The organism is Acinetobacter sp. AND/436, from assembly GCF_049546925.1.
GTDB lineage: Bacteria > Pseudomonadota > Gammaproteobacteria > Pseudomonadales > Moraxellaceae > Acinetobacter > Acinetobacter indicus.
This window is the reverse complement of sequence record NZ_JBMXBO010000007.1, coordinates 75,740-101,841: the sequence shown is the minus strand read 5'-3', so window position 1 is coordinate 101,841 and position 26,102 is coordinate 75,740. Positions and strand designations below refer to the sequence as shown.

General features: G+C 48.4%; 26 protein-coding genes. 12 read left to right on the top strand and 14 right to left on the bottom strand.

The features are described 5' to 3' along the window. Nucleotides 1-38: 38 nt before the first annotated feature. Entirely contained in the window at nucleotides 39-1,193 is a 1,155-nt protein-coding gene (locus tag ACPEPR_RS07505; RefSeq protein WP_423562234.1) for a methionine aminotransferase, read from the bottom strand. Nucleotides 1,194-1,364: 171 nt separating this feature from the next. Between ACPEPR_RS07505 and ACPEPR_RS07500 the strand changes: the two genes are divergently transcribed. Together ACPEPR_RS07500 and ACPEPR_RS07495 are read left to right on the top strand one after the other, a co-directional pair. Beyond that, nucleotides 1,365-1,589, top strand: a complete 225-nt coding sequence (locus tag ACPEPR_RS07500; RefSeq protein WP_180036856.1) for a hypothetical protein — start codon at nucleotides 1,365-1,367, stop codon at nucleotides 1,587-1,589. A 32-nt stretch (nucleotides 1,590-1,621) separates the two neighbouring features. After that, the gene (locus ACPEPR_RS07495; RefSeq protein WP_286417045.1) at nucleotides 1,622-2,224 is read left to right on the top strand and encodes a hypothetical protein; all 603 of its coding nucleotides are present in this window, start codon (nucleotides 1,622-1,624) and stop codon (nucleotides 2,222-2,224) included. Between the two features lie 134 nt (nucleotides 2,225-2,358). On the opposite strand, the gene ACPEPR_RS07490 is transcribed toward ACPEPR_RS07495, so the two are convergent. The 3 genes from ACPEPR_RS07490 to ACPEPR_RS07480 are packed head-to-tail and all read right to left on the bottom strand — an operon-like array spanning nucleotide 2,359 to nucleotide 4,813. Next, on the bottom strand, nucleotides 2,359-3,663 hold the full coding sequence (locus ACPEPR_RS07490; RefSeq protein WP_423562233.1) for a DUF445 domain-containing protein: 1,305 nt from the start codon (nucleotides 3,661-3,663) through the stop codon (nucleotides 2,359-2,361). A gap of 10 nt (nucleotides 3,664-3,673) precedes the next feature. Continuing rightward, nucleotides 3,674-4,228, bottom strand: a complete 555-nt coding sequence (locus ACPEPR_RS07485) for a CC0125/CC1285 family lipoprotein (protein ID WP_168391191.1) — start codon at nucleotides 4,226-4,228, stop codon at nucleotides 3,674-3,676. Nucleotides 4,229-4,273: 45 nt separating this feature from the next. Then, nucleotides 4,274-4,813 (bottom strand): DUF924 family protein, encoded by a 540-nt coding sequence (locus ACPEPR_RS07480; protein WP_423562231.1) that lies wholly within the window; start codon nucleotides 4,811-4,813, stop codon nucleotides 4,274-4,276. A gap of 210 nt (nucleotides 4,814-5,023) precedes the next feature. Here ACPEPR_RS07480 and gshA point away from each other — a divergent pair, with 210 nt between their 5' ends. Both gshA and ACPEPR_RS07470 read left to right on the top strand, forming a co-directional pair. Next, nucleotides 5,024-6,601 carry a glutamate--cysteine ligase gene (gene gshA / locus ACPEPR_RS07475; RefSeq protein WP_168414827.1) on the top strand — a complete coding sequence of 526 codons (1,578 nt, stop codon included), beginning with the start codon at nucleotides 5,024-5,026 and terminating at the stop codon, nucleotides 6,599-6,601. Nucleotides 6,602-6,621: 20 nt separating this feature from the next. Next, the gene (locus tag ACPEPR_RS07470; protein WP_423562230.1) at nucleotides 6,622-7,152 is read left to right on the top strand and encodes a disulfide bond formation protein B; all 531 of its coding nucleotides are present in this window, start codon (nucleotides 6,622-6,624) and stop codon (nucleotides 7,150-7,152) included. A 69-nt stretch (nucleotides 7,153-7,221) separates the two neighbouring features. Here the strand turns inward: ACPEPR_RS07470 and ACPEPR_RS07465 are convergent, their stop codons facing one another. Then, on the bottom strand, nucleotides 7,222-8,553 hold the full coding sequence (locus ACPEPR_RS07465) for a hypothetical protein (RefSeq protein WP_075168204.1): 1,332 nt from the start codon (nucleotides 8,551-8,553) through the stop codon (nucleotides 7,222-7,224). Nucleotides 8,554-8,797: 244 nt separating this feature from the next. On the opposite strand from ACPEPR_RS07465, the gene ACPEPR_RS07460 reads away from it, so the two are divergent. From ACPEPR_RS07460 to urtE, 7 genes are all read left to right on the top strand, one after another. Next, the gene (locus ACPEPR_RS07460; protein ID WP_104490445.1) at nucleotides 8,798-9,382 is read left to right on the top strand and encodes a YqiA/YcfP family alpha/beta fold hydrolase; all 585 of its coding nucleotides are present in this window, start codon (nucleotides 8,798-8,800) and stop codon (nucleotides 9,380-9,382) included. A gap of 14 nt (nucleotides 9,383-9,396) precedes the next feature. Beyond that, entirely contained in the window at nucleotides 9,397-11,277 is a 1,881-nt protein-coding gene (gene parE / locus ACPEPR_RS07455; protein ID WP_127801094.1) for a DNA topoisomerase IV subunit B, read from the top strand. Nucleotides 11,278-11,667: 390 nt separating this feature from the next. After that, complete coding sequence (gene urtA / locus ACPEPR_RS07450; protein ID WP_180061629.1) at nucleotides 11,668-12,951, top strand: urea ABC transporter substrate-binding protein; 1,284 nt, start codon at nucleotides 11,668-11,670, stop codon at nucleotides 12,949-12,951. Between the two features lie 92 nt (nucleotides 12,952-13,043). After that, the gene (urtB, locus tag ACPEPR_RS07445; protein ID WP_168400039.1) at nucleotides 13,044-14,672 is read left to right on the top strand and encodes an urea ABC transporter permease subunit UrtB; all 1,629 of its coding nucleotides are present in this window, start codon (nucleotides 13,044-13,046) and stop codon (nucleotides 14,670-14,672) included. 4 nt (nucleotides 14,673-14,676) lie between these two features. Further along, entirely contained in the window at nucleotides 14,677-15,750 is a 1,074-nt protein-coding gene (urtC, locus tag ACPEPR_RS07440) for an urea ABC transporter permease subunit UrtC (RefSeq protein ID WP_152342582.1), read from the top strand. Then, nucleotides 15,747-16,565, top strand: a complete 819-nt coding sequence (gene urtD, locus ACPEPR_RS07435) for an urea ABC transporter ATP-binding protein UrtD (RefSeq protein WP_423562229.1) — start codon at nucleotides 15,747-15,749, stop codon at nucleotides 16,563-16,565. The genes urtC and urtD overlap by 4 nt, the downstream gene beginning before the upstream one ends. A 10-nt stretch (nucleotides 16,566-16,575) precedes the next feature. Then, nucleotides 16,576-17,274, top strand: a complete 699-nt coding sequence (gene urtE, locus ACPEPR_RS07430; RefSeq protein ID WP_423562228.1) for an urea ABC transporter ATP-binding subunit UrtE — start codon at nucleotides 16,576-16,578, stop codon at nucleotides 17,272-17,274. A gap of 151 nt (nucleotides 17,275-17,425) precedes the next feature. Here urtE and ACPEPR_RS07425 read toward each other — a convergent pair whose 3' ends face one another. From ACPEPR_RS07425 to alc, 5 genes are all read right to left on the bottom strand, one after another. Then, on the bottom strand, nucleotides 17,426-18,133 hold the full coding sequence (locus ACPEPR_RS07425; RefSeq protein WP_005180864.1) for a phospholipase D family protein: 708 nt from the start codon (nucleotides 18,131-18,133) through the stop codon (nucleotides 17,426-17,428). 113 nt (nucleotides 18,134-18,246) lie between these two features. Further along, complete coding sequence (locus tag ACPEPR_RS07420) at nucleotides 18,247-19,662, bottom strand: SLC13 family permease (RefSeq protein WP_168384477.1); 1,416 nt, start codon at nucleotides 19,660-19,662, stop codon at nucleotides 18,247-18,249. Between the two features lie 109 nt (nucleotides 19,663-19,771). Continuing rightward, nucleotides 19,772-20,557 carry a sulfite exporter TauE/SafE family protein gene (locus ACPEPR_RS07415; RefSeq protein WP_127801090.1) on the bottom strand — a complete coding sequence of 262 codons (786 nt, stop codon included), beginning with the start codon at nucleotides 20,555-20,557 and terminating at the stop codon, nucleotides 19,772-19,774. 95 nt (nucleotides 20,558-20,652) lie between these two features. Further along, a complete protein-coding gene (locus tag ACPEPR_RS07410; protein ID WP_104491764.1) occupies nucleotides 20,653-21,162 on the bottom strand; it encodes an ureidoglycolate lyase in 510 nt (169 codons plus the stop codon). A 104-nt stretch (nucleotides 21,163-21,266) separates the two neighbouring features. Then, nucleotides 21,267-22,274 carry an allantoicase gene (gene alc / locus ACPEPR_RS07405; protein ID WP_423562227.1) on the bottom strand — a complete coding sequence of 336 codons (1,008 nt, stop codon included), beginning with the start codon at nucleotides 22,272-22,274 and terminating at the stop codon, nucleotides 21,267-21,269. Between the two features lie 212 nt (nucleotides 22,275-22,486). Between alc and hpxO the strand changes: the two genes are divergently transcribed. Continuing rightward, a complete protein-coding gene (gene hpxO / locus ACPEPR_RS07400; RefSeq protein WP_317306685.1) occupies nucleotides 22,487-23,644 on the top strand; it encodes an FAD-dependent urate hydroxylase HpxO in 1,158 nt (385 codons plus the stop codon). 35 nt (nucleotides 23,645-23,679) lie between these two features. Here the strand turns inward: hpxO and ACPEPR_RS07395 are convergent, their stop codons facing one another. The 4 genes from ACPEPR_RS07395 to uraD all read right to left on the bottom strand — a co-directional run bounded on the left by ACPEPR_RS07395 (nucleotide 23,680) and on the right by uraD (nucleotide 25,984). Beyond that, nucleotides 23,680-24,219 (bottom strand): GNAT family N-acetyltransferase, encoded by a 540-nt coding sequence (locus ACPEPR_RS07395; protein ID WP_180006659.1) that lies wholly within the window; start codon nucleotides 24,217-24,219, stop codon nucleotides 23,680-23,682. A gap of 99 nt (nucleotides 24,220-24,318) precedes the next feature. Beyond that, nucleotides 24,319-25,056: an outer membrane protein OmpK gene (locus ACPEPR_RS07390; RefSeq protein WP_423562226.1), complete on the bottom strand. Its 738-nt coding sequence runs from the start codon at nucleotides 25,054-25,056 to the stop codon at nucleotides 24,319-24,321. Between the two features lie 101 nt (nucleotides 25,057-25,157). Further along, nucleotides 25,158-25,484: a hydroxyisourate hydrolase gene (gene uraH, locus ACPEPR_RS07385; protein ID WP_242911845.1), complete on the bottom strand. Its 327-nt coding sequence runs from the start codon at nucleotides 25,482-25,484 to the stop codon at nucleotides 25,158-25,160. Beyond that, nucleotides 25,481-25,984, bottom strand: a complete 504-nt coding sequence (gene uraD, locus ACPEPR_RS07380) for a 2-oxo-4-hydroxy-4-carboxy-5-ureidoimidazoline decarboxylase (protein WP_423562225.1) — start codon at nucleotides 25,982-25,984, stop codon at nucleotides 25,481-25,483. The genes uraH and uraD overlap by 4 nt, the downstream gene beginning before the upstream one ends. Nucleotides 25,985-26,102 lie beyond the last annotated feature (118 nt).

Here is a 26,102-nt window from a genome sequence, read left to right as displayed (position 1 = left end):
TAGCAATTGCGTAACTTAGCTGATCTTACGTACTCGTGTTAACAGGCCGAGAAAATTTCTGCGGCCCGATCCAGCGTTTCATCTTTTTTGGCAAAACAGACCCGAATCAGGCGTAAATCATCCGGCGGGGTCTGATAAAAAGCAGAAATCGGAATCGCCACAATCTTGTGCTGTTCGGCCAGATACTGGCACATCTGCAGATCGTTTAAATCCGGGCGGATGGCGCGATAGTCCAGATTCTGGAAATAGGTGCCTTGCGCGGGAATCCACTGAAAACGGGAGTGCTGGATACCGGCCTGAAAGCGGTCGCGTTTGGCCTGATAGAACGCGGCCAGTTCAGCAATATGTTCCGGATGCTGTTGCATAAATTGTGCCAGCGCGACTTGCACCGGGGTCACACCACAGAAATTGGCAAACTGATAAACCTGCCGGAACAACTGCATCAAAGCCGGTGAAGCCATGCAATAACCGGTTTTCCAGCCGGTGACATGAAAAGTTTTACCAAAAGAACCAATCACAAAACTGTGCTCGTGCAGGGCCGGAAAATCAAGCGCTGAATAATGCTGCTGGCCGTCATAGACCAGATGTTCATAGACCTCATCGGACAGTACGACAATATTGCGATCCTGAATCAGCTCAATCAGGGTCTGCCAGTCCGCGGCTGACCACAGCGTACCGCTCGGGTTATGCGGGGTATTGACGATGATCATGCGGGTACGATCATGAATGGCATCTTTGACCTGATTCCAGTCGACCTGAAAATGGGGCGGCTGCAAGGCCAGATGGATAGCTTTCCCGCCAGCCAGTTGCACGGTGGGAGCATAACTGTCATAGCTGGGATCAAAAATAATCACTTCATCCCCGGCCTGCACCACCGCCTGAATGGCACAGAAAATGGCAATGGTCGCGCCGGCGGTAATACTGATTTCGGTGTGAGGATCAAACGAACGGCCAGTCTGTTGCTGCTTTTGCACAGCCAGCTGTTCTCTGAGCAATAACAGTCCATCACCGGGTGGATACTGGTTCTGGCCCTCTAATGTCGCCTGACACAGGGCCTCCAGCAGGGCCGGTGGCGCTGGAAAATCGGGGAAACCCTGCGATAAATTTAAGGCATTGAGTTGTTGTGCCAAGTTAGACATGGTACTAAAAATACTCAGACCTTGAGCAGGCAGTTTCGCGTGAATATCGAGCATAGTGGGGTTCTGGTTGTGGCAGCAGCTTGTTTTACATCGTAGCGTTTTCAGGGGGGAATGCAAATGGGGGAATTGCTTATAAAAAATATGATTTTAATTTATACAAGTATTACAAAAACAATGCGTTTTGATAGAATGGAAAAATTATTTAATTAATTTTAGAGGTTTTTTGTGAAAAAAATTATTATCGGGGTGTTAACAGCTTCTACTCTTTTAATTTCAGCATGTAGTACTTCTCAACCAATGTGGAGAAAAGCAGGCATTACCCCACATGACACTAATAATACTTTAGCAAAATGTCGTTATGATGTAGGTTTGGCTAAAGTAGACCAAAATGACAAAGCAGAAATGGTAAGAGATTGTATGATGGCACAAGGTTTTAGATATACCTATTAATCTCTATAAAATTCAATTAAATAGGTTCATTAATGAAAAAGTTAATAGGTTTTGCAGCCATCGCTGTTTTTTGTACAAATTCTTTAGCAGAAATCCCTGTAAAAAATAATAGTATTCCTTTCAAGAAGCTTCCTATAGAAATCAAAGAAGCAGTCCAAAGTAATTATATTGAAGCATGTCAGAGCATAGTCGAAGATGAAGAAATGGCTATTAAGAAACCTAAAATCACTTTTGATAAAGGTTTTTTAGCAAATGTAGATTTCAATGGTGATGGCTTAAAAGACTATATTATCCGATCTTCAGAAGTTACCTGTGAAGGTGCATATTCAATGTTCACTGGTAATAGTGATGGCTTTATAGATATCTACTTTCAAAATGAAGCAGGTAAATATGATCATGTTCTTAACTATTGGTTAGGACGTGAAGGATTAGAGCTTAAAAAAATAAAAGATGACTATCGTTTTACTTCTGAATATAACGACAGTTATTTAGCATGGGATAAATCTATAAATAAGTTTATTTCATATTATGGCCCTGAAAAAAGAAAAGATATTTTAGATATAAATGATGAAGACTCTACCACTAGTCAAACTTCTACAGAAAAAGGTGAATTTTTAAAACAAGCATTTCAATAATTTATAAAAAATCATAAGACACTCATCTAGTAAATTTTTTCATTAAAATTAATGAATATTCACGAAGCTGAGTGTCTTTTGAGGGTGTAAATAATTTTTTGAATTTTCAGAACCCTATATCAGCAATAGTAGCATCAAATCAATTCGACCAGCGCCCGGATAATCCCCAGTGCCAGACCAATAAAGGCCCCCACCACCACGCCATTGACCCGGATCATATGCAGGTCGCCGCCGACCTCGTTTTCAATTTTGCCAATCATCTCGCGTGAATCCCATTCATGAATCCGCTCGCTAATAAAACGGATCACTTTTTCACTGTACTGGTCAGAGAGATTGACGGCGATGCCGCTCATTTTGTCATTCAGCAACTGGCGTACGGCGCCGTTACTGATAATGTTCTCACCGACCTGCTGAATGGCCACGCGCAGGTTTTCCGCAATACCGGAATCGGGTTTTTCCAGATCTGCCCGGATTGCATCACACAGAATCACCACTGCACCACTAATAAAATTCAGCACTTGCGGACTGTCCAGCAAGGCATTTTTGGTCTGGTTCATGCGTTGGCTGGCGGCACTGTCCTGATCGGCCAGCTGTTGCATCAGCTGATGCGCCATATCTTCCACTTTTTGTCGCCACGGATGATCGGGATCGGCCAGCATCGAATCGACCCGTTCCAGTAAAGAGTCGATGGTGCGCTGCTGTACATCAATACCAATCCAGCTGGCACCTCTGGCCAGACGCCACACGCCCAGTTCTTTAAACAGGGTGCGGGTCAGCTCGCGGGTTTCTTCCGGATGTTGCAGCATCCAGTCATGCGCCAGATCCAGCCCGCGTTGCAGCACATCCTGATGGAAATCATTTTCCAGCACTGCGCGCAGCATTTCACTGGCCAGATAATTAATGTCAGTATTTTTGACCCATTGCACGCTGTTGTTCTGGATAAAGCGGCCAATCTGTTCCTGCCCGACAAATTCAAAAATCTTCGGTACGGTCTGTTGAATTAGCTGGCTGACCTGCTGGTTGTTCTGTGGATTGGCCAGCCATTTACCCACGGCCAGCGATACATCGGTATTGTGCAGGCTGCGCTGTACAATTTGCGGTGACAGGAAATTTTCCTGAACAAAACGTCCCATCGATTCGGCAATACGGTCTTTGTTGCGCGGAATAATTTCAGTATGGTCCCGCAGAAACTTGGGAATGGGCAGCCGGCCAAAGGGATTACGAAACAGCACAGTAATCGCATACCAGTCAGCCAGCCCGCCGACCACGCCAGCTTCAGCCGACAGCATCAGAATATGAATCAGCCAGATATAGTCGGGCAGCAGTTTGGCCAGCACCATTAAACAGATCCAGGCCAGCACGGCCGTGATCAGGGCCATGGTGGCAAAACGCTTGCTGCGTTGCAGGTTTGGAGAAGTCGGTGCTGGCGCTGTCTGCATGCATGTTTCCCTAGTTTGAAGTGGCTACCGGTGGCTGTAACACCTGACCGCCTGGACTGAGCCCGTATTTTCCACCCAGTGACTGCAAGATCAGGCGAGCATCAAAGGCATCACTTGGGGCACTTTTTTGATCTTTATAACATTGAATCGTATAGGAAACCTGAATCGGGTCAACATTAATGACCTGCGGGTAGTCATAAAATGGGTCAGGCCAGAAAGCCGGATGGCGACGGTAATAGCCATACGGATAAAAGCTCGGTGCCGGATAGACCACAGCCTGACGCGGTGGCTGCTGGCTGCGGTTACTCGGATCATCCAGCACTTTAAAGAAGGTATGGCCCTGTTGCAGCGTGGTTTGCGCAGCTTTGACCAGGGTAATTTCTTCGGCGGTGCCAAAGCTCATGTTGGGGCGGGCCTGAAAACTGATGCGATAGGTCTGGCTGTTCAGTGGCGTCACCGAATATTGCCCCAACTGCTCAAAGGTCAGCGGTTTAGAGGATGTCGTGGCACAGCCTGTAAACAGCAAACTGCTGGCAAGGGCAAGACCGAGTAGGGAATATTTCATGTGAAAGCTCCTGTACACATCAACCAGCCAAGACAAGCTCGCCAGTTAGAAACTGCTATTGGGTTGGGTTAAAAACTCAAGTTCTTCTGCACTCGAAGGACGTCCCAACACCTGATTCCGATGTGGATAACGTCCAAAACGGTCAATAATCACTTTATGTTTCAGTTCATAGCCCAACACGGTGGGGTCATTCAAACTTTCAAACAACGTTAATGCGACTTCGTGAATACGTTTGGATTCACTGTGCATAAACGGCATATATAGAAAACGACGTTCGGTTGGGTTTAAGTCCTGATCCAATTTTAAGTGAATCATTTCTTGTGCCAACACCAAGGCCATTCCATCTTGGGCAAAGGTACGCGGGTCATTACGGTATAAATTACGTGATAATTGATCTAAAACAATGATTTCAGCCAAACGACCTGCGGGTGTTTCGCGCCATGTCCATAGTTCTCCTTGTGCCGCTTGTTGCAGTACATCGGTAAATTTTTCTGCAAGCACGGCATCAAACTCTGCGCTTTTGACAAACCAGTTCGGTTCCGCAGCAGGAGAAAACCAAAAATCTAAAAAATCCTGATAATTCATACGCTTTATTATTTACCTCTGTTCTTTTGATTATAAAATCACAAATTTCACATGTCTTATAGAGCAACTTTGTGATAAAAAATTGCCAAAAATAAAGTTGTGGGTTTGTTTGAAAACTATACAGGATGTAATGTGCCGGCACTAAATCGCGTTATACTGATATAAACCGATGATTTTCTTTAGTAGTTTTTTGCGATAAGCGAGATTGTAATGAGTCAACCCGAATCGACCTCTCAAGATACTTTAACGACTTGGGTGGATTCTTCGCTACTGCGCGGCATGTTGCGCGGTATTGAGCGTGAAAGCCTGCGTATGCAAAGCAATGGATTTCTCTCTCAGGCAGCCCATCCGAAGGGCTTGGGTTCGGCACTGACTCATCCGCATATCACCACCGATTATTCCGAAGCATTAATGGAGTTTATTACTCCGCCGCAGGACAGTATTCCGGGCGCACTGAATTATTTAAGCGATATTCATGCCGTGGTGCACCGTCAGCTGGAACATGAAGAAAAACTCTGGCCACTGTCAATGCCGTGTATGCTGGATGATGCCGAAGAACGCATTCCGCTGGCGCAATATGGCAGCTCCAATATTGGCCGTTTCAAGACCTTATACCGTCATGGTTTGGGGGTACGCTATGGACGCCGGATGCAGACCATTTCCGGGGTGCATTATAATCTGTCTTTCCCGGATGCCTTATTTGAAGCGCTGCAACAACAAGAAAGCGATGAGGCACTCAAAAATCTGAGCCTGCAGGATTATCGCAGCCATCGCTATTTCGGTTTAATCCGTAATTTTATTCGCCTGACCCCACTGGTGATGCTGGTGGTCGGTGCCAGTCCATCGGTGTGTCAGTGTTTTATGACCGGCCGTGAACATCATTTGCTGCCACTGGTACGCGGCACGCTGTTCCTGCCGTATGCTACCGCCTTGCGTATGGGCCGTTTTGGCTATCAGAATTCGGCGCAAAAACAGCTCGGGATTCACTATAACAACCTGAGTGGTTATTTAGAGGGTCTGCAAAAAGCCGTCAAAACCCCGTATCAGCCATTTAGCCGTTTGGGTCTGAATGATGCACAGGGTGAGCCGATTCAGATCAATGATCACGTGCTGCAAATTGAAAACGAATACTACAGTCTGGTGCGTCCAAAACAGGTGCCGCAGGCGGGTGAAACGCCATCTCAGGCGCTGGCCAATCGGGGTGTTGGCTATGTCGAATTACGCGCGGTCGATGTCAATCCGTATAGCCCGATCGGGATTGATGAACACACCGCCGGCTTCCTGGAAGTGCTGGCACTGTACTGTCTGCTGAAAGACAGTCCGGCGTTATTGGATGATGAACAGGACATTATTGAGCGCAATCAGGCCGAAGTCGTGAATCGTGGCCGTGCGCCAAATGCCACCATTTTGGCAGATGGCCAGTCCTATCCAATTGAAGACTGGAGCCGTAGTCATGTTCAGGCCATGCAGCCTTTGGCTGAACTGCTGGATCAGGCCTATGCCACAACGCTATATAGTCAGGGTCTGGCGACCATGCTCGGCCGGATTGATGAAGTCGATGCGACGCTATCTGCGCAGGTGATTGAAGATACCTTACATCAGGGCGGCACCTGGAATTTTGGCAGCCATATGGCGCAGCAACATGCTGACGTCTATCAGGCGCATGTATTAAGCCCGGAAACGCTGGCCTATTTTGAAGAAATGGCCCAGCAATCATTGCAACAACAACAGCAACTTGAGCAGGAACAGACCTTGAGTTTTGAGCAGTTTCTGACTCAGTACCGATAAAAACAGAAAGAGGATTGACCATGCAATGGAGTTATCGCTTCGTGAGTGGTGTTTTGTTGTGTGCCAGTGTGGTGGGGATGGTCTTCGCCCTGTATCTTGAGCATGTGCAAGGTCTGGCGCCGTGTCCATTATGTGTTTTCCAGCGTGTCGGCCTGATTGGCCTGGGAATCATTTCCCTGATCGCGCTGCTCCATAACCCGCTTTCGGGGGCGTTTAAACGACTGTATGCCTTTTTGGGCAGCTTAAGCATTTTATGGTCGGCCGGTGTTGCCGCACGGCATGTCTGGCTGCAAAACCTGCCGCCAGATCAGGTACCAAGCTGTGGTCCGGGGCTGGATTATCTGGTCGATGCTTTGCCAATGAAAGCGGTGCTGCAACAGGTGCTGTCTGGGTCTGGCGAATGTGCAGTGATTGACTGGACTTTTCTGGGCCAATCCTTGCCGGTCTGGTCGTTAGTGTTCTTTATTGTGCTAACGATTATTAGTATCTGGCAGTTAATCCGTACCTATCCCTATACTTCGGCCAAAACCAAGCCGGTGAAAAAGAAATAATATTGTCTCCAGATCAATAACAAACAGGAGGGCCATGGCCCTCCTGTTTTAATTTTAGCGCATAATATTTTAAGTCAGGGCAATGCCTTCAATACTCTCTAAATTGACAATATATTCACGCACCTGTTCATTGACCCGGTCATCATTTTCCGGATAAAACCATTTCACAATCTGCTCGGCGACGCTGGAATGGTACTGAATTTCCATATGATTCAGACCATAAAACACCGCCTTATGCGATTCCGGCAGTTTTAGCTGAAAACGCGGGTTCGGATGTTCACCCAGTGCACTTTTGACACTGACCAGATAATCGCCAATTACTTTGCGGGTGCGGTTGCGCTTGTTTTCATATTCAATGGTGCCGGCCACCAAAAAGGCATTAATATGGGACGGGAAGGGCGCTGGTTTACGGTTATCATCAATTTCACCAATTCGCGCTTCATTGTGTTCCCAGTCATCATCGCGCACGCTGCCATAACGTAAATCCAGAATACCGTTACTGCGGATATTCACCACATGCCCGACAATTTTCATAAACGGGAAACGCCCCAGTTTATCCTGTAAGTGAAAGCCGAAACGCTCCAGCGCTGCACCATGATGCGGCGAACCCAGACAGACCAGGTTATCGACCATATGAATCCACTCATGCAAATCCTGTTTGCCATAAAACAGGGCACTGCGCGACACCAGTCCGCCCATGCTATGTCCAATCAGGCTGATGCTGGTGATATTCGGATTGCGCTGAATCAGATCTTCCAGGGTATTGGCCAGACTGTGACCATTGGCGGAAATACGCCGTCCGGTATTGTAATTTAAATACAGCATGGTGTTGCGCTGGCGCTGTGCCAGCAGTTTTTCGCCAATACCACCATATTGCTGATGTGACCAGTCCAGATGGTTCATACACAGGCCATGCACAAACAGAATCACCTGTCCGGTCAGCTCGCCTTTTTGCACACTGCCGTAGTGGTCATAAATGGTCATTGGCAATGCCAGCGGATTTTGCTGATTCAGCAAATAATCACCCAGCACCCCATTTAAAATACCGACCAGCACATGCATATACGGTGTCAGCGGCTTGTCATGCAGGCGCGGAAAACGATCAATTACCTGACGCAGACTGGGCGCCAGCAGGTAGTTGCTATAGTTTTGCAAGGTATCAAAGGACAGGCTGTACAGCTTGCGAATGGGCGACATATTCTGGAATTTTCGGGAGTGCTGTTCACTCATGCCAAACAGGCTCAGCAAGACCTCACGCTGAATGGTCTGCACCAGCTCTTTGACCACCTGATGCACCGGCATACTTAACAGCTGCGCCAGACCTTCCAGTAAATCGGCCTGGCTGGGCGGTGTGGTGTCCCATTTACAATAAGTTTCATGCAATGGCGTTAAACTTGGCATGTGCTACTGCCCCCTAACAATAGTGTCGCGGCTACTTTCTTTTTCGTTGGCTTCACGGTATAAATTTCTAAGCTTAATTTTATATCATTCATCCCGAACAACTTTTACAATAGCGAGGATGACGCCCCAGTTTTAATTTTTTTGTCTAACAATTATTTGTGACATACAAATTAAAACATGAATGTGATCAAAGTCTCAAAAAAGTAAATACAACAATGAACATGGATAACATCCGATTAGCACAATGAATTTAATTTATTTGCATGGTTTCAGGAGCAATCCCTTTTCTGCCAAAGGCCAGCTGTTGCGGCAAGCGCTGGCACAGCGGAGTGACATTCAGGTGCATCTGCCCGATCTGAATGCGCCGCCATGCGAGGTGATGCAGCACTTATCTGCACTGATTGAGCAGCTGGATCAGGTGGCGCTGGTCGGCAGCAGTCTGGGCGGCTTCTATGCGACACAACTGGTCGCACGCTATGCGGTTCCGGCTGTGCTGATTAATCCGGCTATGCGACCATGGCAGTTGTTTCAGGAACTGTTTGGCGATGCGCAGATTCCGCTGAAAGTGCATGAACACTGGACGCTGGAGCGGCTACATTTACAGCAACTGGAACAGATGGCAGTGCCTTTTGTTGAAAAGGCAGACAAAATTTTAGTGTTATTGCAGCAAGGCGATGAAGTTTTGGATTATCGTGACGCACAGCGTTATTATAGCCAGGCCCAGCATAGCTCTCTGATCATGACCGAAACCCGCGGCAATCATGGGATGGACAACTTTGCGCTAAAAATACCTATGCTGCTGCAGTTTTTATCGGATTCCCTAAAATAAGGAAACAGTACAACGTGTCTCAATATACGGCTCAATCTCTTGAAGTTTTATCTGGTCTCGACCCGGTCCGTCGCCGTCCGGGTATGTATACCGACACCTCGCGTCCGAACCATTTGGCGCAGGAAGTGATTGATAATGCTGTCGATGAGGCACTGGCTGGACATGCCACCAAAGTTAGCGTGACCGTGTATAAAGATGGCTCGCTGGCAGTAGAAGACAATGGCCGCGGGATGCCGGTGGATATTCACCCGGAATATGGCCAGAGCGGGATTGAGATTATTCTGACCAAGCTGCATGCCGGCGGCAAGTTCAGTACCGATAACTATCAGTTTTCCGGTGGTCTGCACGGGGTCGGAATTTCTGTGGTAAATGCCTTGTCGACCCGGGTAGAAGTGGATGTACAGCGTCAGGGCAATCTCTACAAAATGGCTTTTGAGCAGGGCGAGGCCACTGGACCACTAGAAGTGCTGGAAGGCAAAGCACCAAAACGTGCGTCAGGCACGCTGGTGCGTTTCTGGCCGGAAGCTAAATATTTCGATTCGCCTAAATTTGCCTTAAAAGCCTTAAAACATAATTTAAAAGCCAAAGCGGTTTTGGCGGCTGGCCTGCAAATCAATTATATCGACCAGATTAATGATGAAAAAATCACCTGGCAGTTTGAAAATGGCCTGGTCGATTATTTAATGGATGAACTGGAAGACCGCGAGATTATTCCGGCGCCGGCCTTTGTCTCTTCGGGCAATGCAGAACGCGCCAGCGCAGAGTTTGCGATTTGCTGGAATGTTGAAGGCGGTGAAAGCATTCAGGAATCTTACGTCAACCTGATTCCGACCGCGCAGGGCGGTACCCATGTCAATGGTTTGCGTTCCGGTATCACCGATGCCATGCGCGAGTTCTGTGAGCTGCGTAACCTGTTGCCGCGTAACTTGAAACTCTCGGCCGAAGATGTCTGGGATGGAGTGAACTATATCCTGTCGCTAAAATTCCAGGAGCCACAATTCTCCGGTCAGACCAAAGAGCGTCTGTCGAGCCGTGAAGCGTCCGGAATTGTGCAGAATATTGCCAAAGATGCCTTTGCCTTATGGTTACACCAGAATTCAGATGTGGCGCTGCAACTGGCAGAAATGGCCATCTCCAAAGCCGGTCGCCGTTTAAAAGCAGCCAAAAAAGTCGAGCGTAAAAAGATTGTGTCGGGTCCGGCGCTGCCAGGCAAGCTGGCCGACTGTGTCGGTCTGACCCGTGAAGAATCGGAACTGTTTATTGTCGAAGGGGATTCTGCGGGCGGTTCGGCCAAGCAGGCACGTGACAAGAATTTCCAGGCCATCATGCCGATTCGCGGTAAAATTTTAAATACCTGGGAAGTCTCTTCCGATGAGGTGCTGGGCTCTCAGGAAGTGCATGATATTGCCATTGCGATTGGGGTTGATCCGGGTTCAGATGACTTGTCTGAACTGCGTTATGGCAAAATCTGTATTCTGGCCGATGCCGACTCCGATGGTCTGCATATTGCCACCTTGCTCTGTGCGCTTTTTGTCAAACATTTCCCGGCTTTGGTAGAAGAAGGGCATTTATTTGTGGCCATGCCGCCATTATTCCGGATTGATGACAATAAAGATGTACATTACGCACTGGATGAAGATGAGCTCAACGGCATTTTAAATAAATGCAAAAGCAAAAATCCGCAAATCACCCGCTTTAAAGGCTTGGGTGAAATGAACGCCAGCCAGCTGCGTGAAACCACCATGGACCCGGATACACGCCGTCTGGTGCAACTGGATCTGGATGATATTCATGTCACTGCCGGTTTGCTGGATAAACTGCTGGCCAAAAAACGCTCCGCAGACCGGAAGCAGTGGCTAGAGCAAAAAGGCAATCTGGCTGATCTGGTGGTTTAAAACCTTAAAACTTTCATCATTTTAGAAAACCTGCCCGTCTTGGTGCAGGTTTTTTTATATCGCTGATTTTTTCTCCAAAATGAGGCAATCCGGCTGGATAGGGTTGCACTTTTTTTGTTCACTTTTGCGCCTCCTTAGCCTTCAATATCTCTAAAAACTCTAGAGCGCACTCTGCTTGGGTGTATGTGGTGCTGATCAGTGCAGCGTAGCTGAAGGGCTATGCTTCATTTTTTATATTAATATAAGTAACTAATTTTTATGATTTAAATCTTACTTGTCCCGTCTAGATCTGCCTGTCATTTTTGCGTTTGGCATAGAAATTGAATTATCCGCTGCAGTCATAGAACAACAGGCACCGTGTTCAGGTGCTGCATAAGTGTGGAGAAATTCATGAAGTTCCAGCGCAATCTGTTTTCAAAAAGTATGTTAGTGGCCAGCATGGCCGGGGTTGTGGTACTCAGCGGCTGCTCAAAATCGACCGAAAGTAGCGACAGTGCCAGCACAGCCCAGCCAGCGGCCAGCACCGGTGAAACCATTAAAGTCGGCATCCTGCATTCCTTGTCCGGCACCATGGCCATTTCAGAAACCTCGCTGAAAGATACCGCGCTAATGGCAATCAATGAAATTAATGCCAATGGCGGGGTGCTGGGCAAAAAGCTGGAACCTGTGGTGGTTGATCCGGCCTCTGACTGGCCACTGTTTGCAGAGCAGGCGCGCCAGCTGATTACTCAGGATAAGGTTGCGGTCATTTTTGGTGCGTGGACTTCAGTATCACGTAAATCGGTACTGCCGGTGGTGGAAGAGCTGAATGGTCTGCTGTTCTATCCGGTGCAATATGAGGGTCAGGAACAGTCGAAAAATATTTTCTATACCGGCGCAGCACCTAACCAGCAGGCGATTCCGGCAGTGGAATATCTGATGAGTGAAGAGGGCGGTCAGGCCGAACGTTTTGTGCTGCTAGGAACGGATTATGTCTATCCACGGACCACCAACCAGATTCTGCGTGCTTTCCTGAAATCAAAAGGCATTGCTGATGCGGACATTATGGAAGAGTACACCCCGTTTGGGCACAGTAACTATCAGACCATTGTCAGCAATATTAAAAAATTCTCGGCCGGGAAAAAGACTGCGGTCATTTCCACCATCAATGGCGATTCCAATGTGCCGTTCTACCGTGAACTGGGCAATCAGGGCATCAAAGCTTCTGATATTCCGGTGATGGCGTTCTCGGTGGGTGAAGAAGAATTACGCGGTATTGATACCAAGCCACTGGTCGGCCACTTGGCATCGTGGAACTACTTTATGTCGGTAAAAAATCCGGTCAATACCGAGTTCACCAACAAAATGAAGCAGTACGCAGTCGATTATAAACTGCCAAATGCCAACAAGCTGGTGACCAATGACCCGATGGAAGCGACTTATGTCGGCATCAATATGTGGAAGCAGGCGGTAGAAAAAGCCGGCACTACCGAGGTGGATCAAGTCCGTGCAGCCATGGCTGGTCAGGAATTTAAAGCACCCTCTGGTTATACCTTAAAAATGGATACGTTAAACCATCACTTGCATAAGCCGGTCATGATCGGGCAAATCCGTGCCGATGGCCAGTTTGATATTGTCTATAAAACCCCGCAAACCCTGCAGGCAGAACCTTGGAGTCCTTATCTTCCGAAGTAAGTTTGACATCACGCCTGCTGCTTCGGCAGCAGGTTTTTTTTGATTTCTCTGCCTTCTTATAAAAAAGAGGACACACAATAGGGGGATATAAAATGAATATTCGCGTGAATATCGCCGCTATTTTTCTGATTTTTGCCCAAGTTTTATCGATACAGCTGGCTCAGGCCGAACAGCCGCAAACACAGACAGCCGTTGCTGTGACACAGGCCGATGCCATCCAGCAATTTGTGCAAGGTGATTTCGCCAGCCGCCGTGCCTTACTGAACCAGTGGCCCGGCAGCCTCGAACAGCTGGATCAGCTTGCACAATATGTTGAACAGCAGCAGCTCTATAGCGGCGCCAATGGTCAAACCTATATTCTGGAATCGGATGAGCGTTTACTGCATTATCCGGCACTGGAGCCGGTTAGCGACTGGCCAAGTGATCTGGCGCAGGTCACGCTGGTGAATACCTTGCAGAAAGCGCTGACCTTTGCGCTGGCGCATTCAAAAATGCAGTCAGAAGATGCGGCTGAGCGCCTTGAAGCTGTCGATATTTATGAAAGCAATCTGTCTGAATTACAGCTGGCGCAGATCAATCGCCTGTATTTACAGGAACGGAATAATAAGGTGAAGGCGCGTCTGGCCCAGCTCAAAGCACGGCTGGATTATCAGCAGCCAGATGTGCTGGTGAAAATTCAGGCCGCCCAGGTACTGGCCGATTCCAACCGTCCCGATGTACTGGCCATGGTGGAGCAGGAGCTGCAACAGCCGAATCTGAATCTGGAACTGAAAGCCGTGTTGCTGGAGGCCAAAAGCGCCATTCAGACCCGCTTACAGGCCAGTGAATGGGCCGGCCATCTATTTTCCGGGCTCAGTACCGCCAGTATTTTGCTGCTGGCGGCGTTAGGACTGGCCATCACCTATGGTCTGCTCGGAGTCATCAATATGGCGCATGGCGAGCTGATCATGATTGGCGCTTATACCACCTATGTGGTGCAAAGCCTGTTTAAAAGCCATTTTGGCAGTTATCTGGACTGGTACCTGATCGTGGCGATTCCGGCAGCCTTTCTGGTCAGCGCTTTAATTGGCATGCTGATTGAACGCACGGTAATTCGTCCGCTCTATGGCCGTCAGCTGGAAACTCTGTTGGCCACCTTTGGGGTGAGTCTGATTTTAATGCAATTGGTGCGGATGATCTTTGGCGCACAAAACGTGGAGGTGTCCAATATTGCCTGGCTGTCTGGCGGCATTTCCATTAGCCCAAGCCTGATGCTGCCGTATAACCGTATCGCAATTATTGTCTTTACCATCGCCGTGCTGTTGTTACTGGTCTATTTACTCAATAAAACCCGTTTTGGTCTGTTTGTGCGGGCTGTAACCCAAAACCGTCAGATGGCACGTGCCGTCGGAATTCGTTCCAGCCGCATCGACATGATGGCTTTTGGTCTGGGTTCTGGTCTGGCTGGACTAGCCGGTTGTGCCTTGGCGCAGGTCGGAAATGTCGGCCCGGATTTGGGGCAGAACTACATTATTGATGCCTTCCTGGTGGTGGTAGTTGGCGGGGTTGGTCAGGTCTGGGGTGCGGTACTGGCAGCACTGGGTCTGGGTATTAGCGGGACTGCGCTGGAAATTGGCATGGGTGCAGTACTGGCCAAAATTATTCTTCTGGTTCTTGTGATTTTGTTTATTCAAAAACGCCCACAAGGTCTGTTTGCCATCAAAGGCCGTTTTGTGGAGTAAGCGCATGAAGATCACACATTTACTTTCCGATAAACCCTATAGTGGAGCAGCCATTGCTGCCTGTTTTGCAGTTTTACTGCTGTTGCCGTGGCTGCATCTGTTGCCGAGTGATTCGGCACTGCATCTGTCGGCTTATTGGGTCACCCTGATTGGCAAAATCATGTGTCTGGCACTGGTGGCTTTGGCCTTGGATCTGGTCTGGGGCTATGCCGGTATTTTAAGTTTGGGTCATGGCCTGTACTTTGCTCTGGGCGGTTATGCGTTTGGCATGTACCTGATGCGCCAATCCGCGGGTGATGGGCTGCCAGACTTTATGCGTTTCTTAAGCTGGACCGAGTTGCCGTGGTTCTGGGTTGGTACGGAACATTTCCTCTGGTCGCTTGCACTTGTTGTTTTAGTGCCGGGCATCATTGCCTTTGTGTTTGGCTTCTTTGCTTTTCGCTCCAAAATCAAGGGCGTGTATTTCTCGATTATCACCCAGGCCATGACCTTTGCTGCCGCACTGCTGTTTTTCCGTAATGAAACCGGTTTCGGCGGCAACAATGGTTTTACCGGCTTTAAAACTATTTTGGGCATGGATATTACCTCGGCGCCGATGCGGGCCAGCCTGTGTTTTATCACCGCGCTGGTGCTGCTGCTGTGCTTTATCGGGCTGCGTCATCTGATGAATCAGCCTTATGGCCGTGTGCTGGGTGCGATTCGTGACAGTGAAAACCGTCTGCAATATCTGGGCTATCGCACGCTGTGGTACAAGCTGTCGGCCTGGGTACTGTCTGCGGTGATCGCGGGTATTGCCGGGGCGCTGTATGTGCCACAGGCCGGCATCATCAACCCGAGTGAAATGAACCCGGTCAACTCAATTGAAATGGCGGTCTGGGTCGCAGCGGGTGGTCGTGGCACCTTAATTGGGCCTTTGCTCGGCGCGGGTGTGATTAACGCGGCCAAAACCTATTTCACCGCTGCTTCCCCAGAGGCGTGGTTACTGATTTTAGGGGCGCTGTTTATTGTGGTGACCATCTTCCTGCCGAAAGGGATTATTGGTCTGTTTGACCGTTTTAAAAAGGAGCGGAGCGAATGAGTGAACTGTTGCAAGCTCATGGCGGCCATGCTGCTGAAGGTTATGGCCGTCCCAAGGAACAGGGCGCAGATTTTAGCCACGGTATTGCGCTGTATTTGGAAAAAGTCAGCGTGTGGTTTGATGCCTTTCGTGCCTTAAATGACTTGTCTTTGTATATCGAAGAAGGGGAATTACGTTGCATCATTGGACCCAATGGTGCCGGTAAAACCACGTTAATGGATGTGATTACCGGTAAAACCCGTCCCACCGAAGGCAGTGCCTTTTTTGGCCAGACCTATGATTTAGCCAAGATGAGCACCGAACAGATTGCCGAGGCCGGAATTGGACGCAAGTTCCAGAAACCCACGGTATTTGAAAATTTTACCGTGATGGAAAACCTGCTGCTGGCCGCGCCGAAAGATAAACGGGTGAAAAAAAGCCTGTTTAGCAAGCTCGATCCCGATGCCCAACAGGCGCTGGAAGAATCGCTGGCGCAAATCCGTTTGCAGGAATTTGTACATAAACCAGCCGGATTGCTGTCGCATGGTCAGAAGCAGTGGCTGGAAATTGGCATGCTGTTGATGCAGCGCCCCAAGCTGATTTTGCTGGATGAACCGGTGGCAGGCATGACCGATGCCGAAACCGAACGTACCGCGGAGCTGTGTCTGGAACTGAAGAAAAATCATACCTTGATTGTGGTTGAGCATGACATGAGCTTTATTGACACCATCAGTGAAAAAGTCACGGTGCTGGCACAGGGTGCCATTCTGGCAGAGGGTACATTGGCCGAAGTTCAGGCCAATGAAGATGTGATTGAAAAATATTTGGGACGTTAAGGAGACCGCGATGCTAGAAGTCAAAGACGTCAATCAGTTTTATGGGGGCAGTCATATCCTGCGCGATGTATCGTTTCAGGCTCCGGTCGGCGTATGTTCAGTGGTGCTGGGGCGTAACGGCGTGGGCAAAACCACGTTACTGAAATGTTTGATGGGCATTTTGCCGATTAAGTCCGGGCAGATTCTGCTGGATGGCAAAGATATTTCCAGGCTTAGTCCGGAGCAGCGCGTGCGTGAAGGTTTGGCCTATGTGCCACAAGGCCGCGATATTTTTTCAACCTTAACGGTCGAGGAAAATATCCTGATTGGGATGGCGAAATTTAAAGGCGCGAAAACCCGGAAAGTGCCGGAACATCTGTACGAGATTTTTCCGGTTCTGGATGAAATGAAGCAGCGCCGCGGCGGAGATTTATCCGGTGGTCAGCAGCAGCAATTGGCAATTGCCCGCGCGCTGGCTTCTGAACCGAAGGTATTAATTCTGGATGAGCCAACCGAGGGTATTCAGCCGTCGATTATTAAAGATATTGGCCGGGTGATTCGTAAACTGGCTGATGGTGGAGAAATGGCAATTGTGCTGGTCGAGCAGTTCTATGATTTTGCCGAAGAGCTGGCCGATGGCTATACCGTGATGGCCCGTGGCCGGGTGATTGCACAAGGTGCTGGTAGGGAAATGCCGGAGAAAGGGATTCGGGAGTTGGTGGCGATTTAATTTCCCTCTCTCAAGGGGAGGTTGGAGGGATTTAACAAGTCAAAGCCTCCCTGAGCAAGAGATCAGCACGGCTTGATCTTGCAGCGCAAGAAGGGAGGTTTGGAGGCTTTAATTTCACCTCTCCCTGTCTCCGAAAAGGAGAGGGAAATTGTCATTCAATTTCCGTATTTTCATTCCATAAAAAATACCCACCATACTGACTGGATCTGAACTCACCCCCACTACTTTTACCCTGTTCAGTTAAAAAGTGTTTGCCATTTTCGTTTAAGGTCAGGAAGCCTTTTGTGGTTAATTTCTCCAGTATATCTGCGGTTTTCAGCTTATGTTTTGCAGCCAGTTTGGAAGTGGTGAGTTTGGTCAGTGTCGAGCTTTCTTCGCCACGCTCTGCTTCGGCCACCACAGCATCTGCTTTCACTTCATCGAGGCTAATGCGGACTTCATCACTAATCCGAATAATGCGCTGCGCTTCTTCATAGGCATCTTTAAATACTTCATCATCTTCGTATTTGCGAACCAGAATTCCCATTTCATTGTTATTAATCTGGCTGAATTCATATAAATTCAGGCTGGAAATAATACATTCCGATTCATTCAGATAGCATTTTGCATGCAGGTTCTTGCAGAAGCTTAAGCGGACATAATCCAGTTTTTGCAACCATTTGATTTCCTCTGGATGCAGATCGCTTTTGCCATACACAATACGGATGTCAATTTTGAGCCGATCTTTATCTTCGAGTAATTCTTTAATCCGGTCATTAAGTCGTAAATAGGGGCTAATCAGAATTAAACGCTCTTTGGCATTCTTAATCAGTTCTTCTAGAAAAAAGTTGGTTGCACTGGTGTTTAAAAACTTGGCCATAAAAATCCCCGTGTCATTCTTATTGATGGCTTAGATCATAGTCTAAGTATAGGTAAAATTTAAACAAAAAAAGAGCACTGAAATCAGTGCTCTTTTAGATGGATGCTGAGCGTTTAGCTAAAGAACCAGTACACGAACAGCGCAATAATGAAGGTACACAGGATGTTTAACACCATCCCCACACTCATCATTTCACGCTGTCTGATATGACCGGACCCAAACACAATTGCATTTGGCGGTGTTGCTACAGGCAACATAAAGGCACACGATGCACCAATACCAATAATAATCACCAGAATTTCTTTTGGCATACCCATCTGGTCGGCAATGGCGGCAAAGACCGGTACCAACAGTGCAGCAGAAGCGGTGTTACTGGTAAATTCAGTCAGGAAAATAATGAAAATGGTCACCACAAAAATAATCACCAGCGGTGATGCCGTACCAAATACATCTGCAACGGTTTGACCCAGTACCAGCGATGCACCTGAATCTTTTAACATCGCACTTAAGGTTAAACCACCACCAAACAGCAGTAACACCCCCCAGTCGGTGTTTTCAGAAACCTGTTTCCAAGTGGCTGTACCTAAAATCACCACCAGACAGGCGGCGACCAGTGCAGTCCAGGTATCCGGAGATGAAATACCAAAGTTCTCGCTGAGTTTTTTGCCAAAAATCCAGGCAATTGCGGTACAGATAAACAGAATCATGGTCGCGATACGGGTCCGGTTCCATGGAATCACTTCAGTTTCAAAATGAATTTTCTGGTTCAGTTTCGGACGCAACACCAGATATAAACTGATTAACATGGCTGGCAGTAAAATCAGCATCATCGGCAAACCGATTTTCATCCAGTCGGCGAAGTCATAGTCCAGTGCTTTGGCAGCAATCGCATTCGGTGGTGAACCGACCAGCGTTCCCAGGCCGCCAATACTGGCCGAATAGGCAATCCCGAGAAGAATAAAGACGAAGGTAGAGCGCTCTTTGGTTGAATCTAGGTGCGACAGCAGACCCAAAGCCAGCGGGAGCATCATCGCTGCGGTGGCGGTATTGGAAATCCACATCGACAGTGCAGCTGTGACGGCAAAAATGGCCAGCACTGAAATCCCCAAATGCCCGCCAGACATGGAAATAATCCACATCGCAATTTTACGGTCCAGTTTCTGGATATGTAGGGCAGTGGCCAAGGCAAAACCACCAAAGAACAGGAAAATGACCGGGTCAGCAAAAGTCCGCAGCGCCTGCGTGGTGGTCATCGGTACCAGTTCTTTGCTGGCATTTTCAATCGGCATGCCAAGCGCTACGGCCAGCACCGGCACCAGCAGCGCGGTAATGGTGATATGCACCGCTTCAGTCAGCCATAAAATCCCGATAAACAGCAGCAGGCTCAGGCCTTTATTGGCATAATCATCATAGGGCAAAATATGGTAAAAGCCCCAAGAAAGCAGGGCGGCAATGACAATAATAATCCAGCCTTTGACAATGCCTTTCGGCGCGGCCTCGACCGGTGGTTTTAACGTATCTGTATTCATATACGATCCTTTTATAGATTTATAGGAATTAGAGTAATCGGCCTATTATTTAATATTTTTCAAGCAGGGAGGCAAAGTATAAATTGATTATTTTGCAGCTAAGTGAAGATTAAACCACAAAAAAATGCGGGTTCTGACTGAGGAGTTGCACAGCTTGCCACAGGGCTGAGCCGCCGAGCACGGCCAGTAAGCTGAGAATCAGCCAGCGAAATTTCTGCTGGGAAATATGGGCACGTAACTGGCCGCCCGCCCAGACCCCGAGCAGCGACACCACGGTTAATAAGCCCAGTAAGGACCATTGTTCAGATTTAAATTGCAGCATCACCGGGTAAAGCAGCAGCAGCTGAATCAGTTTACTGACCGCAAAATTCAAGTTGCTGATCAGCACAATTTCGGTTTTGCTGTGTTCGGTACTCAGCAGGTACATCATCAGAAAGGGTGCCATGGCATTGGTGGCTCCGCCGATCACACCGGCCAGCAGACCAAACAGCAGCATGTTTTTCAGACTGGCCTGAATGCGCAGGGGCTGGCTGCGAAACTGATCCAGCACATACCATAAAATAAACAGCCCCATCAGCAGTTTGAGATAGCCATCATTTAGATGTAGCAGTAACTGCACACCGAATACACTTCCGATCAGACTGCTGATAATCAGGCCCCAATATTGACCGGAATAATAGCGCAGCGCCTGAGGAAAGCTGCGTTCGGGGTCGCTATTGAGTAAAAACAGATTCAGGATCAGGCAGGGTAATAGTACAAAGGCTACCGTGGTCGACAGCGGGTACAAGGTGGAGATGGCCGCGGTACTGACCATAGGAAAGCCGAAGCCGCTGATCCCGTGTAACAGGGCAGCAATGACACAAAAGATCAGAACCATCAGGTCGGCTTTAGACATGCGTATTTCAACGGACTGGCAGAGTACTGACTAAAACATGCACATACTGGGCTTGTAAAGGGCAAGCTGGCTTATTTTTTATACCAAATGGAGAATTAAATCTGGGTAGAAACAATCTGGATGGGTGAGTTGAATTCATACACATCGCAGTTGGGACCAGAGCCAATCCGGTCAATCACGGCAAAATCGCTAGGTGCCTCCAGCGTTAGCAGGGGATGATGCCAGGTTCCGGCGCGGTAATTCACGCCTTGTGAACCATCGCTAATAAATGCTTGAAGCTGGCTGATGTCCGGCTCATCTGTATTTAAACCCGGTGCCACCACCACCAAAAACGCTTGCCCCTGCATCGGAATAAAAGCCTGCGAGCCTTGAGGATGGCGCTCCAGCATTGCTACCTGAAACGGTATTTGGGTACTCTGGATATTGCGGAAAATACTAATGCCTGCTTGTGCTTCACCAAGAATTTCCGTCATGGCCAGCGCATGATAACGCTCGGTTTGGGCATGGTTAATATGAAAATAGTCATGTCCCTGACAGCTAATCACTTCACCAAAAGGGGCAAAATTGTCCAGGGTCAATGCTTGAATCTGAATGGTATTTTTCATGTTGTTTGAGAGTTCCAGGGCGGGTATTTTTATGGTCATCATCAACTGGTAGAGATGGAGGTCGCTGTCAGCCTGTGGAGTGGGCCAACAGCGACGCTGGTGCGTTAGTCTACCAGTGTGCCCCAGAGGCGAATCCGGCTGATACCGCCGTCGGGAATCATATTGACCCGGATATGCGAGATTTTATCGTGCTTTAAAATCTGCTCGATAAAGGAATGCACATGGTCCATCTGCATGGGCTGCGCCTCCAGTAAAAATGGCCAGAACATGCTTTGTGGAATCAGTTGCGGATCGGTGGCATCTTCAATATAGACGGCCTGAATCGACACTTCTGCCGGGTAGTTGCCCTTGAAATGGGCGGTGTCGATATCAATTTTTTCAATCTGGCCGGCCTGTCCCAAAGCCAGAATACACCAGTCAAAGCCGGGCGTGCGGCGGCGTTTGGTTTCCCAGCCATCGCCCATATTGATGCTACGACCCGGATTAATCAGGTTCCGTGGATGGCCAAAGTGAGCATCGCTATAGGCAACTACCCGGCCGCCATTTTCAAGCGCCAGTAAATCCAGCGTACCCTGATGATCTGTGGTCTGAATTTTCACCTCGCCATATACGCGAAAACGTGCCACACCGCCATCGGGGAAAATATTCAGACGCACATGGGTATAGACCGCATCAGAGCTGACTTCAAATAGATGATGCTGGCTGGGTCCCAAAATACTGTTGGCTAAAAGTGGCTGCCATTCGGCCTGCTCCAGATTGCCTTGTGGCGCATAGCAGGCTTCGACACTGGCTGAAGCGGGATAGTTACCGCTAAAAAAGGTGGTATCAATATCCAGCGCCTGAATTTTGCCAGCCACACCTAACTGGACAATGGCCCAGTCATAACCGGCATGGCGCTTGCGGCGGGTTTCCCAGCCGTCCATCCATTTGCCATGATCATCAAATTTATCTTCCACAAATACTGGTGCTGCAAATTGCAGCATACGCTGCGCATCGGCAAAAAAATCATCTGAACATTCAATAACTTTTGCACCAATACGGGTATCTGCCAGGTTGGTTAGTGTTTGAAGCTGGGGCGGTAGGTCAAATGTTGGTGCAATTAAAGTGGCCATAATTCTCTTCCATTTATTGTTCATTCACAGCAGGCACGGCCGTGCATCGAAATCAGGCAGTGGCGCCAGATTTGGCTTGTACAGCAGGCCTATTGCTACGGGTAGAAGCACAGCCTGTGCCAACTTCTGGCCATGCGACCCAGGCTAAGCATGAAATGGCACGTTTTTCGCTTCAGCTGTTCAGTTTTGACAGGCAAGCCTTGGGAGGAAAAATGAAAATTACAATTATTGGTGCAGGTATTGGCGGATTAACCACAGGGATTGCACTAAAAAAGTTTGGCCATGAAGTGCGTATTTATGAACAGGCTGAGCAGATTCTTCCGGTGGGCGCGGCCATTTCCCTGTGGTCCAATGGGGTGAAGTGCCTGAATTACCTCGGACTGACCGAGCAGGTGGCCGAGCTAGGCGGGCAGATGGATCATCTGGCCTATGTCGATGGCCTGAGCGGTGATGTGATGACCCAGTTCAGCCTGACGCCGTTAATTGAAGAAGTCGGGCAGCGTCCGTATCCGGTGTCGCGCGCGGAACTGCAAAATATGCTGATGGATGCATTTGGTCGCGAGCACATCTATTTAGGCAAGAAAATGGTGGCGTTACAGGAAGATGGCTCGCAGGTGACGGTCAGCTTTGCCGATGGCACACAGCTACAAACCGAACTGCTGGTCGGGGCCGATGGTACCCACTCTTTAACCCGCGCCTATGTACTGGATGAAACTGTCGCACGCCGTTATGCCGGCTATGTCAACTGGAATGGGCTGGTGGAGGTATCTGAACAGCTGGCCCCGGCCAATCAGTGGACCACCTTTGTCGGGGAAGGCAAGCGCGCTTCCCTGATGCCAGTGGCCGATCAGCGTTTTTATTTCTTCTTTGATGTGCCGCTAGCGGCCGGACTGGAGAATGACCGCAGCCAGTATAAAACACTGTTAAAACAGTATTTTCAGGGCTGGTGTCCGCAGGTGCAGCAGCTGATTGACTCAATTGACGAACAGCGCACCAATCGTGTGGAAATTCATGATATTGAACCGTTTGCCAATTTTTATAAAGGCCGGGTGGTGCTGGTGGGAGATGCCGCACATAGCACCACGCCAGATATTGGACAGGGCGGCTGTCAGGCCATGGAAGATGCCATTTATTTGGCACGTGCCTTACAAATTAATACCTTGGGTGTGCAGGATGCCTTAAGCCGCTACCAGAATAAACGTAATGAGCGCGCCAATGAGCTGGTGCTGCGCGCGCGTAAACGCTGTGATGTTACGCATATGAAAGACCAGCAGGTGACGGAAGCCTGGTATGCCGAACTGCGCCAAGAGCAGGGGCCACATATCATGAAAGGCATTATCAGCAATATAGTCGGTAATCCGCTGGATTAAACTTTCTGTGCAGGATGCTTTTCAAGAAATACAGGTCAATCGACTGGTGTTGATGCTGTCTGCTCTGGTGCTGGATCCAGAATGAGTTGCATTAGTACCAGATCACGCCATTGACCAAATTTTTTTCCAACTTGGGGCATATAGCCGCAATGCTGAAAACCTAATTGCTGATGCAAGGCCATTGAACCGCTATTGTCATGGTCAATGGCGGCCACCATCACATGAACCTGATGCGCCTGCGCATGTTGAATTAAGGCTTGCATCAACTGTTTGCCCAAACCCTGCCGGCTGAATTGACGGTCAATAAACACCGAATGTTCGACTGTATGTTTAAAACCGCTGATGCTGCGGAAGGTAGAATAATCGGCATAGCCGGCAATTTGTCCGGTGTCCAGATGTTCGGCCACCAGCAGGGGAAAATTCTGTTTTTGTAATTGCTGGAACCAATGCTGGAAATGTGCCAGATCAAAGGGCTGTTCATTCCAGGTGTTTACATGCTGTAGCACTTCCGGGTTATAAATCGCCTGAATGGCAGCAAGATCGTGTTCGGTGGCAGGACGAAGATGAAAGCGCATAAGCAGTACATCAGGGTAGGAATAAGCGCATTATCATGCCGCTGCGGACATAAAAAAAAGCAAGACCGGAGTCCTGCTTTTTTATGTCATGTAAATGACTTAGAAGTGGTATTTCACCAGTGCGCTGACATCATTCTGGTCTTTACCTTTCCGGCCATATTTGTTGTTCCATACTGAGTGTTCAACCCCCACGTATAAACGTGTTTCTGGAGAAATGTGTTTACCCACATTCCATTTGTACTGAGAAGTCCAGTTTAATTCGCTGGCATGCTGAGTACCTTCAGCAGTTGACCAGTCCAGGAAGGCATCAACCAGGAAGTCTTCATTGCCCAGTTTAAATGGTACAGCATAGGTGATGGTCATTTGATAATCATCATCTGTCGTATCATTATCAGCACGATAGAAGTTGATGTTCGCATATTGGGTATATGGAATATCTAAAGCAAAGCCAACGCCATATAAGAAGTTGTTGAACTCAGGGTTGCCACCGTGCCCTGCGTTGTGCTCCCAAGTTGTTGCGACTAACACATCTTTCACTGGACCAAATGCCAGATTTTGACCAGTCACTTCGCCTAGGCTTAAACGTGGTGCCAATTCAAAGTAAGTTAAATCGTCATTGTTGCCATCCCATTGCTGGTCAACAAAGAAGAATACATCTGCATATTTCAGTTTAGCTGCGTATTCAGCAGTTAAGGTGGTACGGTCTTCAGTGCCTAACTCGTAGTTTTCACCATAAAGACCAGTCAAGCTAAAGTCTTGCCATACAATAGGACTCGCCTGAGTGAAGGCAGCAGCGGTTGAGAATGCACAAAGTGCAGCAAGTTGCGTAAGTTTCATAACGGTGTCTTCGTCTTCCCCAAAAAGCGTGTCAAGGATACAGGTTATTAAGCAAAAATAAAGCCAAATTTAACTTTTTATTGGCAATTTTCCGACCAAATTTAGCTGCCGCGATAGGTCGAATAGGCAAAAGGACTGATCAATAACGGGATGTGATAATGCTGTGTCGCCTCCTTAATCTGGAAGTAAATCACCACTTTAGGAAAGAAGCTGTCTAGGCCTTTTTGCTCAAAATAGGTCGCAGTATAAAACTCCAGACTATATGAGCCTTCCGGACAGTCGGCCAAAGCAAAATCGGTGGCCGTAACCCGGCCATCGGCATTGGTTTCGGCTTCAGCCAGTAGCTGTTGCTGCTGGTTAAACAGCCGGATTTTCACGCTGGCAGCCGGTTGTCCCAAATGGGTATCTAAAATATGGGTACTGATCATGGCTGAAGCTCCTGGCTTAAACGCAGTAAGGCAATGTCTGAGAGTTGCTGCTGCACAATGCGCTGTTCAGTGTCGGCATCATTCAGCAGACGATACTGCAGGGCTTGCAGAATATCTTCACTGCTCAAGCCAAAGGCTTTAATCAGGAAAATAAATCCGAATTTTTTTTCATAGGCCAGATTAGCTTGTAAAAGTGCCTGCTGGGTGTCGCTATTGAGCTGGACGGCAGCCTGTTCCCGGGCTGAAAATACCTGCTCCTGTGCCGTAAGCTCTTGTTGTGCCTGTTTCTCACCAATTCGAGGATGGTTTGCGAGTGCGGCCTGAATCTCAGGCCAGCTCCAGTGGCTGGCCAGCTGCCGTGAAAACTCTAAAAGTTGCTCGATACTCTCAAAAGGACGCTGTTGGACAATGGCAGTTGCCCATGCCGGAATGTGTACACATTGCTGCAAGAATTGGTGAATCTCAGCTTCAGGGGCCTGATTAAATTGATCCAGTTGCACAGTAAGGGTCTCATCATTACATTTAATTTTGTTGCTAAAAGTGCAATATCAGTGCCAAATTTCGGTGAAAAGACAATTTTTCACTGAGACGGCTAAAGCTGCACAAGTCCAGTACGAG